Here is a 17,056-nt window from a genome sequence, read left to right on the forward strand (position 1 = left end):
TCCATGAACGAGTCCCACCGGACCCTGTCCGTCACGCCAGTGTCTGACGGTCCCTCGGAAACTCCTCCTCGCTCCCTGCCCGCCTGGGCGGCGCCGGCCGCTCTCGGCGCGATCCTGCTCGTCGCAGCCGTGCTGTACGGCTGGGCTCTCGGTTCGTTGGGCTGGGGCAACAGCTACTACTCCGCGGCCGTGAAGTCGATGGGGAAGAGCTGGGCCTACTTCCTCTTCGGCTCCTACGACCCGGCCGGGGTCGTCACTGTCGACAAGCCACCAGCCGCGCTGTGGCCCCAGGTCATCAGCAGCAAGATCTTCGGGCTGCACGGGTGGGCGCTGATCCTTCCGCAGGTGATCGAGGGCGTGGCCGGCGTGTTCGTGCTGCACCGCACCGTGCGCCGCTGGGCAGGGGAGCAGGCCGCACTGCTCGCCGCCCTGGTGATGACCCTCACCCCCATCACCGTGGCCATCAACCGGGACAACAACCCCGACACGCTGCTCGTCCTGCTGCTGGTGTCGGCGGCGTACGCGCTCACCCGCGCCCTGCAGGCAGAGGGCCGGGCGGCGACCTGGTGGCTGTGCGCGAGCGGGTTCCTGATCGGGTGCGGCTTCCTCACCAAGATGCTCGCGGCCTGGATGGTCGTGCCTGCGTTCACCCTCGCCTGGCTCGTGGGCGGAGGCGGAGCATGGGTCGCACGGGTGTGGAGGTTGCTGACTGCGGGTGCCGTACTGGCGGTGTCCTCACTGTGGTGGGTCGCGATGGTGGCGCTCTGGCCGGGGGACCGGCCCTACATCGGCGGCAGCAAAGACGGCTCGGCCTGGGACCTGGTGGTCGGCTACAACGGACTCGGCCGGGTCTTCGGCTCCAGCGACGGCTCGTCGCAGGCCATGGCTGGCATGGGTGGGGGATTCGGCGGCGAGGCGGGTCTCGGCCGCATGTTCAACACCCAGGTCGGCGGGCAGATTAGCTGGCTGCTGCCGACCTGCGCCGTAGCCTTGGCGCTCGCAGTGGTGTGCACAGTCCTGTACCGCCGCGGGCGACTGGACCAGTCCGGCGTGCTGCCCGCCTCGGGTTGGCTGCTGTGGGGGAGCTGGCTGATCGTGTGCGTGGCCGTGTTCTCCACGCAGAAGGGCATCTTCCACCCGTACTACACCACCCAGTTGGCCCCGGCGATCGCCGCCCTGAGCGGTGGGATGCTGGCCACCCTGATCCGTGTTCACCGGGCCGGTATGGCGTGGGCTGTCTGGGCCGGCGCGGCGGCCGTGGTGGTGACGGTCGGCTGGGCGATGGTTCTCGTCCGCCGTACGCCGGACTGGAACGGGTGGCTGATCTGGCCCGTGCTGCTGATCGGCTGCGGGGCGATCGCACTCCTTCTGTCCCGGCGCGGTGGCAACCTGCTTCTGGCCGGGGTGGCTGCCGCGTTGGTGTCCATGCTCGTGGCACCTGGGGCGTGGGCGGCGAGCGTGCCGGCTTCGTCGGGTTCGTCGAATCTCATGGGCGGCGCCAACCCGACAGCGGGACCGAGGAGTTCGCTGTCGGCCTTCGGATTGTCCGGCATACCTGGGCAGGGCTCGTCTGGGAATCAGGGGTCGTCGGGAATGCCTTCCGGGATGCCCTCGGGTATGGAGGGTTTCCCGGGCGGGGGTTCCGACTCGGGGCAGCAGAACGGGCAGCCGTCCGGGGGGATGCCGTCGGGGATGCCCGGTGGTGACCAGGGTGGTATGCCGAGCGGCCTCCCCAGCGGCATGCCCGGTGTGTCCGATGGCTCAGGCTCGGCTTCTGGCGGTCTTCCCGCTTTCCCCGGCGGATCCGGCGCGATGTCCGGCGGATTCGGTGGTTCCAGCGGCTCGGCACTCACCTCCGACCAGCGCAAGATGCTCAACTACGCCGTGAAGCACTCACCGGAGGCCCGGATCAAGCTCGCTGTGTCAGGCGGCGCCAACGCCACCAGCGCGTTCATCCTGAACAGTGACGAGACGGTGATCGGCATGGGCGGCTTCATGGGCTCCGACGACGCGCCCTCGGTCGCCCAGCTGAAGAAATGGACCGGGAACGGTGAGCTGCGCTACATCGTTGGATCGGACAACGCCGGCGGTGGAGCGATGACGAGGCCCGGCATGTCGCAGGGGAACGCCACTGGCCGCTCGGAGTGGATCTCCAAGAACTGCACCCAGGTCTCGGCGTCGGCGTACGGAGGCAGCAAGACGTCTCACCAGGAGACGGGCAGTGCGGTGCTCTTCGGTGCCTCGGTGCTCTACGACTGCGCCGCTCGGTGAACGGCAACAGAACGGACCGCACAGCACGATGACAGAGCAGCCCGCCGACAGGGCGCGATACAGGCTCCTCGTGGTCGAGGACGAACCCAGCATCCGCACCCTGTTGGAGTCCACCCTCCGGCTCACCGGATACGAGGTGAGCGCCGCGGAGAACGGCCAGTCCGCCCTCGTCGAGATCCAGCGACGGGAGCCGCACCTTGTGCTGCTCGACGTGATGCTCCCCGACCTGGACGGCTTCGAGGTCACCCAACGATTGCGGGCGGCCGGGAACGACGTACCCGTGCTGTTCCTCACCGCCCGCATCGACGTCGACGATCGCATCACGGGACTGAGCTCCGGCGGCGACGACTATGTGACGAAGCCGTTCCACATCGACGAAGTGCTGCTCCGCATCGAGGCCATCCTGCGCCGCACGGTCGTCCAGGGTTCGGAACCGCTCATTGCGGAGACCGTGCTGCGTTACGCCGACCTTGAGCTCGACGAGGGCGCTCACGAGGTGCACCGCGCCGGGCACTACGTTCCGTTGTCGCCGACCGAGTTCAAGCTGCTCGCCTATCTGCTGGCCAACCCGGGCCGGGTCCTGACCAAGGCTCAGATCCTCGATCAGGTGTGGAGCTACGACTTCGCCGGAGATGCCCGGATCGTCGAGACGTACGTGAGGTACGTGCGCAAGAAGGTCGACCGCCTCGGGCCGCCACTCATCCACACGGTGCGCGGCATCGGCTACTGCCTGCGGCTGCCGCGCGAGCCGGATGGGACGGCGGAGCCGTGAGCCGGCTGCTGCCCCGAATCCCCGGGTCCCTGCGGCGGCGCCTGATCCTGGCGGCGGCGCTGCTGGCGACGGTCGCCGTCGCCGTCTCCCAGCTCATCGGGTTCGTGGTGCTGCGTTCATGGCTGTTGGACCGGGTCGACCAGCAACTGGCCGACTTCCACCCACCCGGACCGGCTTACTTCGAGGCTCTCAAGGACAACAACCCCGGGGACCGTCGCGACGTCCTGCCCTCGGACTTCCGTGTCTACTTCTACGACGGCTCCGGTCGGCGGATGGCCGTGTCGCTCGGTGCCGACGGCAAGCCAGGTCCACGGATCGGGGATTCGGTGGCGCAGCTCGGTCTGCACGTCGGCCGTCCAGGGACGGTGGCATCCGTCAGCGGCGACAGCCGGTGGAGAGTTCTGCTGAGTTCCGGTCCGCAGGACATGCACGCCGTGGTGGCTCTGCCGCTGGACACCGTCGACGCCACCACGTCCAAGATTCTCTGGCTGAACGCGGTGTTGCTGGTGCTCACCGTCGCCGCCCTGCTCGCGCTGGGCCGCTGGGTGGTACGGCTGGGCCTGCTCCCGCTGACTCGTATGGAGCACACCGCCGAGCGCATCGGAGCGGGGCAACTGGATCTGCGACTCCCCGACATCGATGGGCGCACCGAGATCGGCCGGCTCGGCCGGGTGCTGAACTCCATGCTGGAGAGGCTGCAGTTGGCGCTTCGTGAACGGGAGACATCCGAGGCGCGCATGCGACGTTTCGTCGCCGACGCCGGCCACGAACTGCGCACTCCACTCACCGCCATCCAGGGCTACGCACAGCTCGCACTCCTCCGGGAGCGCCTGTCGGCCCATGAGCAGACCGAGACCCACCAGTTGATCGCCCAGAACGCGGAGCGGATGGGCCTCCTCGTCGACGACCTCCAACTTCTCGCCCAGTTGGACAGGGAACCGTCGTACGACAAAAACCCGGTGGACCTGCTCTCCCTGGCGGCGGACGCCGTGCGGACCGCCGCCCTGCACGGGGCGAGCCATCCGGTCGATCTGGGCCCCCTGTCGGACCCGGCGGGCAACGGCGAACTGGATGTGGTCGAGGCCGTCGGCGACCCCCATCGGCTGAGACAGATCGTCGACAATCTGCTGTCCAACGCCCGTGTCCACACCCCGGCCGGCACTGCGGTCCACGTCAGGGTGGGTGAGACCCGGGTGGGCGTGGACACCTGCGGATCCGACCGCCCGGGGGTCGTTGGCGCGTCACCGCCCCTGCCGGACGGTACGCCTGCCGGCGTGGTGGAAGTGGCGGACGAAGGGCCCGGGCTCACGGCCCAGGACGCCAAGCACGTCTTCGAGCGCTTCTACCGTGCTGACCCTTCCCGCTCCCGCACCCACGGTGGTAGTGGCCTGGGCCTCTCCATTGCCGCCGCGGTCGCGGAAGGCCACGGTGGCCGCCTCGAACTCGACACCGCGCCGGGCAGGGGATGTATCTTCCGCCTTGTCCTCCCCGTGGGGCGTACGGACGGGCGATCAAGCGGTGTCTCCGGCTGATCGCCGCCGGTCCTGCCACTGTGCGCCGGCCCGCCGGTGGGTGGCGAAGAGGGGGACCCTGATGTACACAGGCCCTGCTCAGTCACTTCGCTCGGGTCGCCGCCCAGCCGTGCGTCCAGTTGCTACCGCTGTGGCGGCCGTCCGCCCGACGAGCAGGACAGCGCTGGTGACAGATGCGTCCTCTGCCTGGTGTCTGTGGGCTCGACGGTGCCCCACGAGGCTGCCCGCCCATCCCAGCAGGAAGGCGGCCGGGACGGAGACCAGAACCGGGGTGCTGTGGTCGAACCAGGCGAAGTCGGCGTTCGGCAAGAAGGCCTGAGAGCTGCCTGAGGCGGAGGGCGAGAACACGGCAAGGCCGCCACTCAGGATGATTCCGCCGTACACGGCCCACAGCAGGCCCGTTCGGTTGAAGCGGTCCCAGTAGAACGTGTAGAGCAGAACGGGGGCCACGGTCGATGCGGCCACTGCCATGGCGAGCTGAGCCAGGAAAGCGGTTGAGCGTCCCTGCGCCAGTACGGCGAGCAGGATGCCGAGGACGCCGAAGAGCAGGACGGCTATGCGCGCCACCATCAGTTCACGCGTGGGGTCGGACTGCCTGCGCTGAACGAGATGGTGGTACGTGTCCCGGGCCAGGGCGGCGGCCGCTGCCAGCGTGGTGGCGCCCACGACGGCGAGCACGCTGAGAAAGATCGCGCAGGCGAGCGCCGTGAAAAGCAGACGGCTCATGCTACTTCCCAGCCGGTCGTCCAGACTGCTGGCCACGAGCATCAGGGAGTCGTCCGCATTGGACTGCCCGGAGAGAATGGTGTCAGCACCGACTCGGGCCGATGCCCCCATGCCCAGAATGACCACGGTGACGCACACGAGCGCGACGACACCGGTCGCGTACCGGACGGAGCGGCGTGCTGTGGCGGTGTCCCTTGCCGCAGAGACGCGGCTGAGGACGTGAGGCATGCAGACGCCGCCCAGGACGGTCATGACCTGGCCCGCGGCAATGTCCAGACGTGGTGTCGGTCCGACGTTGATGAGGCCACCGGTACTCAGATACCGGCCGGGACGGATGCTGTGCGCGTCCGCGGCGGTGAGCAGGGAGCCGACATCTCCGTGGAAAAGGCGGAGCACGGCCAAGGACGCGAAGATCATGGCCGCGAGCGTGACGGCAGCGGCGATCACCTGTATGACGGTGAGCCCCTTGGCGCCGCTGAGCATGCCGCAGGTGACCACCAGGCCTCCGATGAGCACGGTGCACATCTGCTGCACCCCGATGCCGGAAAACCCGAGGAATGCCGCGGTGACGTTTCCGGCGGCCATGAGCTGAGCCACGAGGTACGGAGCGGTGACCGCGAGGGTGACCACCGCGGCGGCCACCCGAGGCGCGGTGCCCGGCGCCCGGAGCGAGAAGAGGTCGCCGAGGGTGAGGGAGCCGCTGAGCTGCAGAGGGCGTGCCAGCAGAAGGAGGACACCCATCGACAGAAGCACGCTGGTCGCGGCGGTGATGCCGTCGAAGCCGACGGTTGCCACCACACCGGTCACGCTGAGCAGCAAAGATGTCGAGACATAGCATCCCGCCAAGGCCAGGCCGTTCTTCAATGCCGAACCCTGCCGGTCACCGATGTAGAACTCCGACGGAGAGTCTCCGCGCAGGCCCGCGAAGACCGAGCCGAAGAGGGCGAGGACCATGAAGAGCATGAAGGAGCTGAGGACCAAGGCATAGGGATCATCGGCCGCCGCCGCGAGGAAGGTGCTGCTGTGATTCATCTGAACCCTCCGATCTGCTGGACGGGCACGGCGGTTGCGTTCGCCTCGGCCGGTGCGTGCTGCAGCGGGTCCAGCAGGCGTGCACTGCGATGGTCGAAGCGGCGGGCCGTTGCCAGCAGGGCCACTGTCTGGAGCAGATACAGCGACAGGCCCGCAGACATGTCGGTGCTGAACAGTCGCGTGGCGAGCAGATCGCCAGGGAGCGCGATCAGGGTGATCGCGGTGCCGAAGCACAGGGCGTTGGGTACGAGGTAGGCCAAGTCCAGGTGCACTGCCCTTCGACGCGCTTGGGACAGCGGCGACTGGGCGGCGTGATCGGGGAACCTGTGGTGCTTTGGTGGCTGAGGTGAGAGTCGCATCGCTACCTTCACGTGCTGGTCGGGTGTGGGTCGGTCGGCGGCCGCTCTGGGAGCCGACCCCGAGCCGCAGGGCAGCGCTTGGATAACGGGCGGCAGCGCCTGGCGGCCCGGACGTGGGGGAGGGCTGTCGTCGTCGAGCGGCCGGGGCAGCGGCAAACCGCGGCGGAGAGCCGCCGGCGAGGTGTCGACGCAGGCGCAGACGATACCGGAAGCGTTCGTCAATGTCCTCTGATGTGAAACTTGAGTTCTGTCAAGCGGGACAATAGTGTCGGTGGCGTGGAGTGGTTGTATCGCCAGCGCTGAGAGCTGAGCACTCCTGTCGAGGACCGGTGAGCCGGTCGGATGTGTGGAACCAGCCTTTGGTCGGGGTGAGGAGGACCTGTGTGACAGAGCGGCAGCTTTCGTCCGAGCTGCAACCTCGGGTTCCTGCTTGCCTCACCGTGCTGACCCCTTCCGCTCCCGTGTCCGCGGTGACGATGACCTCTTCGGCATGGGCCGAGCGGAGGCACTTCCTGCTGACGCCGGGTGTCGCGGAGGCGGTCCGCTTTCGCCGAGGCGGGGGAAGCAGGCCGCGCCCGGTCAGGCGCATACGTGCTTCTCCGTCAGGAGCTCACCCCTCACCCGTGTGTCTCGGTCGCCGACGGCCGACGGTTCAGCAGGCTTGATGTCGTTGTCCCAACAGGGCCAGGGGCGTGCTCCCTGCAATATCCAAAGCAAAAGTCCTGTATCAGCGCTGTTTGGGAAGTAGGTTTCCGCATGCCTTACCGGTGGAAGGTCGCCCCCGAGGACCTGTTCGTCGAGCGGTACTGGCAGATGGTGAACAACGGTTTGCCTTCCGCGGACGTCGACATCGTCCGATCGACGGTCACTGACATGTGGCTCGACGAGCCGGGCGGCTGGGTGTACGAGTGGTCGCGACTGGCCGCCGGATATGCGGAGCTTGGTGAGCATCAGCTTGCGGCACTGGCCTACGGATGGGCGAAGTTTCCCACGCTGGCCGACGACGCCAAGCGCACGGCGCTGGAGCGGCAGCTCAAGCAATACCTGCTTGCCGCTCCCGGTTTCAAGGTCGGGTTTCAGCGCCGGGCCGTCCAAGTGCCCTGCGGCGAGGGGGTCACCGCTGTACCCGCGCACTTTCTCACTCCGCCGGGCTGGTCAGGCAACGCCCCCGTCCTGCTCGCCAGCGGCGGAGTGGACACCTGGAAAATGGATCTGCACGGGCTCTTCGAGGCGGTCGCCCTGCGAACCGGTATGGGCGTGCTGGCCTTCGACATACCGGGCACGGGTGAATGCGCTGGCCCCATGGACTCGGAGGACGGCGCTGACCTGGTGCGCGCCCTGGCCATCGAGGCACGGGCGCTGGGCAATGGGCGCGTCCTGCATCTGGGCATATCGATGGGCGGTCACTTCTCGGCCTGCTCGGGCCTGGCGGGGGATGTCGACGCGGCGATCGTCATCGGCGGTCCCATCGAAGCGGCATTCGCCCGGGATCGGACCTTCGCGTATGGCATGGAAGGCAGCGTCGGCAATGCGTTGGGGTTCGACCATGAACCGAATGATGCGCAACTGGCCCGGATCTGGCCGCCGTTCGACCTGCGCCCGCTGCTCAACCTGAACACGAACGTGCCGATGCTGGTCATCAATGGTGCCGGTGATGTCCATGTTCCACAGCAGGACACCCTTGTCTTCGTCGGCCGCCGGGACACGGAAGTCCACTTGCTTCCAGACACCGGACACTGCGCCGCTTCCAAGATGCCCCAGGTGCTTGAGTTGATGTTCGAATGGATCGACCGCCACCAGCTGTCGTCTGCGGGCAGGTGACGTGCTGGACATCGGCCTGGCCGTACGTCCATAACCCCTGTTAGCGGTTGCCCGCAGTGTTGCGAGTAATTGCCCTTCTTCATGAGGGCGCGGAGCGGGGCTCCAAGTCAGCTTGTCGGCTGAGTTGTGACAGATGGCCTCGCCGGCCCTAGATGGAACGAGTTGCACAGTGACAAAGGTCGTACTGATCCATGGAGCTTGGCACGGAGCTTGGTGCTGGGACGGCGTCGTCGCCGAGTTGCAGCATCGCGGTGTCGAGGCGACAGCCGTCGAACTGCCACTGACCGGCTTTGCCGAGGATGTTGCCGCAGCTCGCTCAGCGATCCAGGCTGCGGGAGGCGACGCGATCGTCGTCGGGCACTCCTACGGCGGGCGGGTGATCACCCAGGCTGCGACCGGCCTTCCTGTGACCCGGCTCGTCTATGTCGCGGCGTTTCTCGGCGATCCGCGCGATGAGGACGTGCCGGCGACAAGCAGCCTCCTCAGCGCGTCACTCCTCATCGACGGACTGGAGCTGAGGGTGGATCCCCAGGCGGCCGCCGCCGTGTTTTACGGCGACGCCGACGCGCAGGCGGCCACCGCCTGGGTCGCGCGCCTGCGCCCCATGCCGCTGGAGGGCCCCAGCGTGTCGGACGCCGAAGCTGCGTGGCGCTCGATTCCGAGCACCTACCTCGTGTGCACGAACGACCAGGCTCTGCCGCCGGTGTCGCAGCGCAAGATGGCAGCGAACGCATCCGAGGTCATCGAGTGGCCCACGGACCACGCGCCGTTCCTGACGCGTCCGGCAGAACTCGCGGAACTGATCGTAGGAGGTGCGCCTGACGGTCGCGGCCGCCGCTGAAAGCAGCGTGGTGGCATAACGAACGCAGTGGTGGGGGCGATTGCCGACGTAGGGACTTCCCCGCAGTTGTGGCCACACGAACGTCCCCGGCTGTCCGGCGGCTCGGCCTCCCACTAGAGGCCAACTCCGTTCCCGGCACGCGTCGTGGTGTGCTTCGTGCTCGCCCTGGCCTTCTTAGCTGGCACTCTCGCAAACACAACGGCAGCGTCTGCACGTTCGACCGCCCCTTGGTTCGCACGGCGGCCCTCGTGGAGTGCGGGCACACGGGCTCTGGTGGGCTCGGTCTTCGGAGCCGATGACGTCGATGAACTCACTTACGCTAGGCCTGTTGGTACATCTGCATGCATCGATGACGCTCCTGCCGACCGACGCCGACTACTACGCGCCCACCTTCTTTCGGGCAGTGCAGGACACTGGGGCCCGTTCCGTGCCGCGCTCCAGCCGCAAGTGGCGCCCGACTGTACGCCGCCGCTGCCCGACAGCTCCTACTTCACCGCGATCCTGCCGCGCCGCCACCGAGCCAGGGACGACGGGTACGGTCGGCGCCCACGCGGACAACGCGGCCTGTGAAAGATCCACGCGTCCCTGTAACGCGAGACGCTCCCGGGCACCCGCGCCTACGGCGAAGCCGACACAAGAAGCGAACGCCGACGCCCGCCTCCCCAGCCCCACGCGGTGACGCACTGTGCACTTCCAGCGGTGCTGCTCTTGTGTGTGGGCGGCTGCGGCGAGGGACCGGAGCGTCGAGGTGGCCCACTCGGTGATCTGTTCGGCGTCGCAGCCGGCTTGTGAGGTGGGTTCCGTGTGCGCGGCGCTGGGGGCCCTCTTCAACAGAATGACCGCAGTGCGGGACACACCTGTCCCGTTTAGCGGTCATCCACCCTTGACTTGCTGGACCCCCTCGGCTTCACTTGTCCTATCAAGCAACATCGCCGTCCTATTATTCAGGACATAACGGGGGCTTGGTGAGGAGGTCATGCACGATGAGGGACGTTGCAGGCAAGGTCGCGTTCGTTACCGGAGCGGCCAGTGGCATCGGTCTGGGAATAGCCCGAGCCTTCGAGGAAAGCGGTATGAAGGTCATCGTCACTGACGTCAGCGAGGACTACCTGGCCAAGGCCCGCGACCTGTTGGCGCAGGCTGGCGGCTCCTTCCACTTCATCCCTCTGGACGTAACCGATCGCATCGATTGGCAGCGGGCGGCGGATGAGGCTGAGCATGTGTTCGGGCACGTCCATGTCCTGGTGAACAACGCGGGGATCAGTTCGCTCGGACGGATCGCGGAAGCGGGCTACGACGACTGGGACCGGATTCTCGGGGTCGACCTCGGTGGGGTCGTGAACGGCGTGCAGGCTTTCCTGGGCAGGATGCTCGCGCACGGCCAGGGCGGCCACATCATCTCCACGGCGTCCATGGCGGCGCTGACGCCCTTGAACATCTCCGGGATCTACTCGGTGGCCAAGCGTGGAGTGCTGGGCATGATGGAGGCTCTGCGCGCCGAACTGCTCGATTCAGACATAGGCGTATCGGTTCTCTGTCCGGGCCTGACACGCAACAACACCTGGGGGGACCGCTCCCCCCTACCGTCAAGCAGCCCAGGTGGCCTGCCGCTGCCGCCGCGGGGCTCGCCGATGGATGCGGGGATGGAGGCCGTCGAGGTCGGGCGCCGAGTGCTCGAGGGAATGCGTCGGAACGACATGTATGTACTCACCCACGCCGAGTTCCGCGAGGATATCGCGCGGTATTTCGATCCTCTGCTGACGGCCTGTGAGGCAGCGCCCGGCCGCGCGCTGCCGGGCGGCGGTCCGCCGCCTGACCTGTGGGGCGCTGTCTACACGGCGCAGGGACGGACCGACAACCGCGGTCCGGTCGGGGAGGGAGGATGAGATGCGGGACCTTTCGGGAAAGGTCGTGTTCATTACCGGGGGCGCCTCCGGTATCGGGCTCGGCATGGCGAAGGCGTTATCCCGAGCCGGCATGAAAGTGGTCGTCGTCGATATCAGGGACGACCATCTGGCGGCGGCCGAAGAGACTCTGGCGCGAGGTGGAGCGGAGTTCCACCTCATCAAGTTGGACGTGGCCGACCGCGAGGCCTGGTCCAGGGCGGCCGATGAGGCTGAGCGGGTCTTCTCCCGTATCCACGTGTTGTGCAACAACGCGGGAATCGGCGTCCTCACCCCCATCGCACAGGCCACCTGGGAGGACTGGGACTGGTTGCTGGGGGTCAATCTCGGCGGCGTCATCAATGGTGTCACCACTGTTCTGCCGCGAATTCGTGCGCACGGGGAAGGCGGCCATGTGATGGCAACGGCCTCGCTCGGCGGTATCACGGTCGCCGGTGACGGCGGAGTCTATTCCACTGCCAAATTCGGTGTCGTCGCGATGATGGAGTGCCTGCGCGAGGACTTGGCGGCCGAGGACATCGGGGTCACGGTCCTCTGCCCTTCGGCGGTCAACACGAACATCCACGATCACGGCGACATGCGCCCGGAGCGATACCGGGTCGACAGTTCCGACCTCGGGCCGCACGACGCCGGCCCGGACCCTGAGATGTTGAAGGGCATGCTCGCGTCGTTCGGCAGCGATCCGTTGGAGGTTGGCCGTCAGGTACTACACGCCATCCGCCACGACGAGCCCTACGTGTTCACCGAACGCATGGCCAAGGGCCTGATCGAACTCCGGCGGGAGGCGCTCCTCGCCCTGATACCGGATGAAGAACCCGATCTCGAACGCCTCGCGGCCGACAGGGCGATGCGCCGCGCCCTCACCGAATTGTTTGGCTGAAGCACCGGTCCGTTCTTGCGGACCCCGCTCTCAGTCTTCTCGTGTCGGGCTTACACGCACGACAACCAATAATCGATTTCTCCGAGGCAGCAGCATGCACATAGGAATAGCCACAGGTCTTCAGCACTATGGTCCGGACGGCGAGGAGGCCGACTACCCGGACGGCCAGTTCATACGCGAGGAGGTGGAACGGTGGGTGCTCGCGGAGGAGTTGGGTCTGGACTCGGTCTGGCTCACTGAGCACCACTTCACCCGCCACTCCCTCGCTCCGGACCCTTTGATGTTCCTCTCCTATCTCGCCGGCCGCACGCGGCGGATCCGGTTGGGTACGCAGGTACTCGTCCTGCCCTGGCACGACCCGGTCCGTCTGGCCGAACAGATCATCACCCTCGACGAGGTGTCCAACGGCCGGGCGATCATCGGACTCGGGCGTGGCATGGCGCCGCGCGAGTACAAGGGCCTGCGCATCGACCCGGAGGCGGCGCGACAGCGCTACGACGAGATGCTGCAGCTCCTCGTGGACGGACTGGAAACGGGCGTGATGGAGGGCGGCGAGTTCTTCCAGCAGCCGCGGGTGGAGCTGCGCCCGCGACCGGGCCGTTCCTTCAAGGGGCGGCTGTTCGCGGCCCTCGGCTCCCCCGACAGCCAGCGCCAGGCCGGCCGGCTGGGACTGGGGCAGCTGACGACCACCACACTTCCGTTCAAGGTGCCCGAAGGCGGGCTGCCGATCGACAGCTACCTGAACGCATGGCGGGAAGCGCACGCCCCCGACAACAAGCCTCCGGCGCCTTTCGCCTCAAGCATCATCGTGGTGGACGAGAGCGCGGACCGTGCGCAGGAGATCGCCCGCCTGTACGGGGGCAACGCGCAGCGCGTCGGCATCTGGCACTACCAGATGCGTGGCCGTCCGGCCTACGGGCCCATCCCGGCGATCGAGACCGACGAGGACGTGGAGCGCATGGTGGACGGCTTCGTCTCGCAGATCATCGCGGGTACCCCGGACCAGGTGCTGAAACGACTGGAGGAGACGCGCGACCAGATCCATCCGCAGGGAATGTTCCCGCAGCTGTTCTTCGGCGGGATGCCTCACGATGAGGCGGTGCGTAACATGCGGTGCTTCGCCGAGCACTGCGTGCCGGAGATCAAGAGCTGGCCGGCGTCCAGCAGCATCGACGGGGATGCCACGGAATCCGCGGCGGTCGCCAGTGAGGCCGGTGTGCGATGACTACATCCGAACCGGTCCAGGTGAGCGGGCTTGACGGGACGTTGTTCCGAGCGGAAGCCATCGCGCCCGAAACAGCCGAGTTCAACCTACGACTTCGCGAGCTGGTGAAGGGCGGGCCCGGTCCCGAGGCGGGGGGCGGCATTCCGATGCCTCCCACACAGCCTTCGGAGCGGGCACGCACCATCCGGATAGCGGGGCGGGGCGGTCACGAACTGGCTTTGCGGGTCATCGCTCCGGACCGCCCCAAGGGCGTCTACCTGAACTTCCACGGCGGCGGGTTCGTCAGTGGCAGCGCGGCGCAGTCGGATCAGGAGCTGGAGCGGATCGCGCGGAACACCGACCTCGCCTGCATCGACGTGGACTACCGGCTGGCGCCCGCGCACCCTCACCCCGCGGCATGGGATGACGCCGAGTCCGCGGCGCTGTGGCTGATCGAGAATGCGAAGTCGGAGTTCGGCACCGATGCGCTCGCGATCGGTGGCCTGTCGGCGGGCGCGACACTCGCGGCCTCCGTCCTGGTCCGGCTGCGCGAGCGCCTTGGGTCCACCGGGTTCCAGGCGGCGAACCTGGTCTTCGGGAATTTCGACCTCTCGATGACCCCGAGCCAGACCCTGCTCGGCGCCAACGCGCTGCCGGTTTCGGTGGACATGATCCGAGCATGCACGAACGCGGTCGCGCCCCTGAGCGAACAACGCCAGGATCCGGATCTGTCGCCTCTGTTCGCGGACCTGCGGGATCTTCCGACGGCGTTGTTCACGGTAGGCACTCTGGATCCGTTCCTGGACGACTCGTTGTTCATGCACGCCCGCTGGATCGCGGCCGGCAACGAGGCCGAAATAGCTGTCTATCCCGGCGGCGGGCATGTCTTCACCGCAGCCCCCATCCCTCTCGCGGACCAGGCGAACGACCGCATCGATGCCTTTCTCCGCCAGGTCGGGCGCGGGCCGGAGACGCCTGCCCCCGAAGTCCGTCGGCAGTGACCACATCGCTGTTGACGAGCCCAGGGCAGCCAACGACGAGCGCCCTGGGCAGGCTGTCCGGGCGAAGTCACCCTTCTGCTCATCGAAGTGAGCGTGGAGAGCGGCAGTGGCTGCCTGGCCCGGCTGCTGACGCGGGGACCGGTCCCGCGCTCAGTAGCAGGGCCAGGCCCTCATGGGCGCCCGCGACAGGGCGGGGAAACGAGCACTCGGAGGTGTAGTGATGACGGCGATTTCCACGACGAGCAGCTCTGAGAGCAGCTTTGATTCGGGCTACCTGTCACGGATGTTCCGCGACGCGATGGCCCAAGTCGTCACGCCGGTAACGGTCGTGACGGGAATCCAGGAGGGAGTTCCGCACGGTACAACGGTCAGCGCGTTCGCGTCCCTGTCGCTTTCCCCTCCGATGGTTCTCGTCTCCCTGGACCGGACGAGTGAGCTGTTGAGCATCGTGGGTCGGTCCGGCCGGTTCGGCGTCAACGTGCTGGGCTCGGCGCACTCGGATGTCGCCCTGCGCTTCGCCCGCAAGGGCGGGGCCGCCAAGTTCGCGGACACCCGATGGCTGCTCGACCATGGACTGCCGCGACTACCGAACGCGCTCGGCTGGCTGGCGTGTGAGACCGAGTCGATGGCCGACGGCGGGGACCATATGGTGCTGCTGGGGAAGGTCCTGCACGCCGACCATCGCGACGGCGCGCCCTTGACTTACTACGCGCGAAGGTTCGGCACCCACACGGTGCTGGACGGCGACCCGTGATCGTGGAGAACCGGAGTGAACTCCGCCCAGATGGCGCCGAAGGTGGCTCGGCTCGTCTCGGAACGTAGTGGTGTCGCGCTGACCCGACGGGCGAGTGAGCTTCAGGCGGCTCGGCCGATCGCACATCGCGTCCTGGCCAACTGCGTAGCCATCCGCTATGCACGCCACGGGATCGTCGGTAGCCGCTGTGCCGCGGGCCCGGCGCTGTACGAGGTGCCGCTGTGGATGGCCTCGGCGTGGCCGTCCACCGATACCGCCCTGCACGGCAGATGGCCACAGCGCATGACCTGGGCCCGACTCCACGCACGGGGCCTTCTGCGCACCGTTGAACGCGTCTCCTGCAGGGCACGCGGCGTTCTGCCTGTGGGTCAATGAAGTGATCGGCAGGCCTGCCCCTCGGGACTGGTACGCCCGCACGTTCAGCCAGCCCTGGTGCTCACCCGTGGCCGTCGGGACATGGGTCGACAGGCCGGTCAAAAGTTGAGGCTGAGGCGGGGTCAGGTCAATGCTTCTGTCGTTTCCCCTTGGATTCTGTGTGACTGGAGGAGCCGTGATGTGGGCAGGCCGGGCATGGGTCTGCGCCGGGTCGCATCCCGGGGTGGATGCGACCCGGCGCGGTGACGGGAGCCGAGCTGTATGACGGGAGGTCGGCTCCGGTCACGTCAGGGGTGTCACCGGTGGTGAGGTGACGTCAGGTAGTGCTGCCTGAGGAGTTCCCTGCCGTAGTCGTTGCCGTTGGGGGTGCGGATGATGGAGTGGACGTGCTTCTGCGTCGCGCCGCTGCCCTGCGTGGCGCCGTAGGCGCCGGCCAGCGGGCCCGGAGCCTGGCAGTCGACCTCGACCCAGACGACGGGGCTGTGGATGCGGACGTAGAAGGCGGAGTCGTCGGCGATGCCGTCGGCCCAGGTGACGTAGGTGTCGGAGATGTGCTGGGCGACCTCCGACATCCGTACCTTCGCGGTGTCCGCCTTGGCGCGGCCCACGAACGCCTCGACGATGCCGAGGAGCTTCTTGCGCTGGGCGGCGGTCAGCTTGCTGCCCTTCAGGCCCGTGTACTCCTGGACGGTGTTGTCGGAGAAGGCGCCGGCCTTCATCGATTCGTTGGACTTGGTCGTCGACTCGATCGCGACAGCCTGCTGATCCGCGGTGAGGGAGTTGATGAAGGCCAGTGACGCGACGACCTCCTCGTGGCAGACGGTGACCGTCTCGCCGTCGATCTCCATCGAGGTCGGTTCCGAGCCCCAGAAGCAGGGGCTCATGACGACCTGGCTGCCGAGGACGAAGTAGTTGATGACGAGGTGGTGGCCGTCGAACTGGAAGCCCCAGAGCTCGGTCGCCGACGGGGTGCCCATCACGGTCCAGTAGTAGGCGTCCTCGTTGAAGGAGTTCGTGTTGCCGATCGCCTCCCCGGCCGCCTGGTTGATCTTCCGGATCTTCTCGGTGGTCTCCAGGCCGTCGGCGCTGAGCGCGGCCTTCAGCAGGGCGGTGCCGAGGGCCTTCTGGTCGTCGCTGAGGTCGGCGAGGGACACGCCCTGGCGCTCGTGGGAGTCGATGTTGCTCCACAGCCGCCACTCGGTGGAGTGGATGGTGAACTGCGTGGACGTCTTCTGGTCGTCGGTGAGGCCGGCCAGGAACGCGTTCGCGGCCGCGATGACGGGAGCGGTGGCGACCTTCGTGGAGTGGATCGTGAACAGGTCGTCGATCCGCTTGCCGTCGGTGGTGAGGCCGAAGAAGTCCTCGGTGATCGTCTGGTTGCCGGGGCCTCCGGCACCGCCGCCCGGCCCGCCGCTGGGGGCACCGCTCGGGGCCGCGGAGGCGTCGGTGGTGACGTCGTCGGCCATCGCGGCCCAGGCGCCGGCACCACCCATGGTCACGACGGCTGTGGCACCGCTGGCGAAGAAGACCTTCCGCATGAAGTTACGGCGGCTCGCGTGAGCGCGGCGCCGGACTCGGACTGCG

13 protein-coding genes are annotated in these 17,056 nt (G+C 67.6%); 10 read left to right on the plus strand and 3 right to left on the minus strand.

The window, feature by feature from the left end; all coding sequences use genetic code 11:
- The first annotated feature begins 39 nt into the window (after positions 1-39).
- The 3 genes from ACIHIX_RS34510 to ACIHIX_RS34520 are packed head-to-tail and all read left to right on the plus strand — an operon-like array spanning position 40 to position 4,575.
- Positions 40-2,271 carry an ArnT family glycosyltransferase gene (locus tag ACIHIX_RS34510; protein ID WP_399963194.1) on the plus strand — a complete coding sequence of 744 codons (2,232 nt, stop codon included), beginning with the start codon at positions 40-42 and terminating at the stop codon, positions 2,269-2,271.
- A 28-nt stretch (positions 2,272-2,299) separates the two neighbouring features.
- Entirely contained in the window at positions 2,300-3,043 is a 744-nt protein-coding gene (locus ACIHIX_RS34515; protein WP_399963196.1) for a response regulator transcription factor, read from the plus strand.
- Positions 3,040-4,575, plus strand: a complete 1,536-nt coding sequence (locus ACIHIX_RS34520) for a sensor histidine kinase (protein WP_399963199.1) — start codon at positions 3,040-3,042, stop codon at positions 4,573-4,575. Before ACIHIX_RS34515 ends, ACIHIX_RS34520 begins: the two co-directional genes overlap by 4 nt.
- Positions 4,576-4,653: 78 nt before the next feature.
- On the opposite strand, the gene ACIHIX_RS34525 is transcribed toward ACIHIX_RS34520, so the two are convergent.
- Positions 4,654-6,333 (minus strand): hypothetical protein, encoded by a 1,680-nt coding sequence (locus ACIHIX_RS34525; protein WP_399963201.1) that lies wholly within the window; start codon positions 6,331-6,333, stop codon positions 4,654-4,656.
- Entirely contained in the window at positions 6,330-6,593 is a 264-nt protein-coding gene (locus ACIHIX_RS34530) for a hypothetical protein (RefSeq protein WP_399963203.1), read from the minus strand. Before ACIHIX_RS34530 ends, ACIHIX_RS34525 begins: the two co-directional genes overlap by 4 nt.
- Before the next feature lie 855 nt (positions 6,594-7,448).
- On the opposite strand from ACIHIX_RS34530, the gene ACIHIX_RS34535 reads away from it, so the two are divergent.
- The 7 genes from ACIHIX_RS34535 to ACIHIX_RS34565 all read left to right on the plus strand — a co-directional run bounded on the left by ACIHIX_RS34535 (position 7,449) and on the right by ACIHIX_RS34565 (position 15,097).
- Positions 7,449-8,513, plus strand: coding sequence for an alpha/beta hydrolase (locus ACIHIX_RS34535; RefSeq protein ID WP_399963205.1), 1,065 nt, complete (start codon positions 7,449-7,451; stop codon positions 8,511-8,513).
- 169 nt (positions 8,514-8,682) lie between these two features.
- Complete coding sequence (locus ACIHIX_RS34540; protein WP_399963207.1) at positions 8,683-9,354, plus strand: alpha/beta hydrolase; 672 nt, start codon at positions 8,683-8,685, stop codon at positions 9,352-9,354.
- A 983-nt stretch (positions 9,355-10,337) separates the two neighbouring features.
- Entirely contained in the window at positions 10,338-11,240 is a 903-nt protein-coding gene (locus ACIHIX_RS34545; protein ID WP_399963209.1) for an SDR family oxidoreductase, read from the plus strand.
- Between the two features lies 1 nt (position 11,241).
- Entirely contained in the window at positions 11,242-12,138 is an 897-nt protein-coding gene (locus ACIHIX_RS34550; protein ID WP_399963211.1) for an SDR family NAD(P)-dependent oxidoreductase, read from the plus strand.
- Between the two features lie 94 nt (positions 12,139-12,232).
- Positions 12,233-13,363, plus strand: a complete 1,131-nt coding sequence (locus ACIHIX_RS34555; protein ID WP_399963213.1) for an LLM class flavin-dependent oxidoreductase — start codon at positions 12,233-12,235, stop codon at positions 13,361-13,363.
- The gene (locus ACIHIX_RS34560) at positions 13,360-14,343 is read left to right on the plus strand and encodes an alpha/beta hydrolase (protein WP_399963215.1); all 984 of its coding nucleotides are present in this window, start codon (positions 13,360-13,362) and stop codon (positions 14,341-14,343) included. Before ACIHIX_RS34555 ends, ACIHIX_RS34560 begins: the two co-directional genes overlap by 4 nt.
- A gap of 220 nt (positions 14,344-14,563) precedes the next feature.
- On the plus strand, positions 14,564-15,097 hold the full coding sequence (locus ACIHIX_RS34565) for a flavin reductase family protein (protein WP_232033582.1): 534 nt from the start codon (positions 14,564-14,566) through the stop codon (positions 15,095-15,097).
- A 671-nt stretch (positions 15,098-15,768) separates the two neighbouring features.
- Here the strand turns inward: ACIHIX_RS34565 and ACIHIX_RS34570 are convergent.
- Positions 15,769-17,010 carry a DUF3500 domain-containing protein gene (locus ACIHIX_RS34570; RefSeq protein WP_399963217.1) on the minus strand — a complete coding sequence of 414 codons (1,242 nt, stop codon included), beginning with the start codon at positions 17,008-17,010 and terminating at the stop codon, positions 15,769-15,771.
- Between the last annotated feature and the right edge of the window lie 46 nt (positions 17,011-17,056).

This window comes from Streptomyces sp. NPDC051913, from assembly GCF_044593635.1.
Taxonomy (GTDB): domain Bacteria; phylum Actinomycetota; class Actinomycetes; order Streptomycetales; family Streptomycetaceae; genus Streptomyces.

Bases quoted from the DNA above. Each gene is read 5' to 3' on its own strand.
- ACIHIX_RS34515 (WP_399963196.1), top strand. From the start codon at position 2,300: ATGACAGAGCAGCCCGCCGACAGGGCGCGATACAGGCTCCTCGTGGTC.
- ACIHIX_RS34525 (WP_399963201.1), bottom strand. From the start codon at position 6,333: ATGAATCACAGCAGCACCTTCCTCGCGGCGGCGGCCGATGATCCCTAT.
- ACIHIX_RS34535 (WP_399963205.1), top strand. From the start codon at position 7,449: ATGCCTTACCGGTGGAAGGTCGCCCCCGAGGACCTGTTCGTCGAGCGG.
- ACIHIX_RS34545 (WP_399963209.1), top strand. From the start codon at position 10,338: ATGAGGGACGTTGCAGGCAAGGTCGCGTTCGTTACCGGAGCGGCCAGT.
- ACIHIX_RS34550 (WP_399963211.1), top strand. From the start codon at position 11,242: ATGCGGGACCTTTCGGGAAAGGTCGTGTTCATTACCGGGGGCGCCTCC.
- ACIHIX_RS34555 (WP_399963213.1), top strand. From the start codon at position 12,233: ATGCACATAGGAATAGCCACAGGTCTTCAGCACTATGGTCCGGACGGC.
- ACIHIX_RS34560 (WP_399963215.1), top strand. From the start codon at position 13,360: ATGACTACATCCGAACCGGTCCAGGTGAGCGGGCTTGACGGGACGTTG.
- ACIHIX_RS34565 (WP_232033582.1), top strand. From the start codon at position 14,564: ATGACGGCGATTTCCACGACGAGCAGCTCTGAGAGCAGCTTTGATTCG.
- ACIHIX_RS34570 (WP_399963217.1), bottom strand. From the start codon at position 17,010: ATGCGGAAGGTCTTCTTCGCCAGCGGTGCCACAGCCGTCGTGACCATG.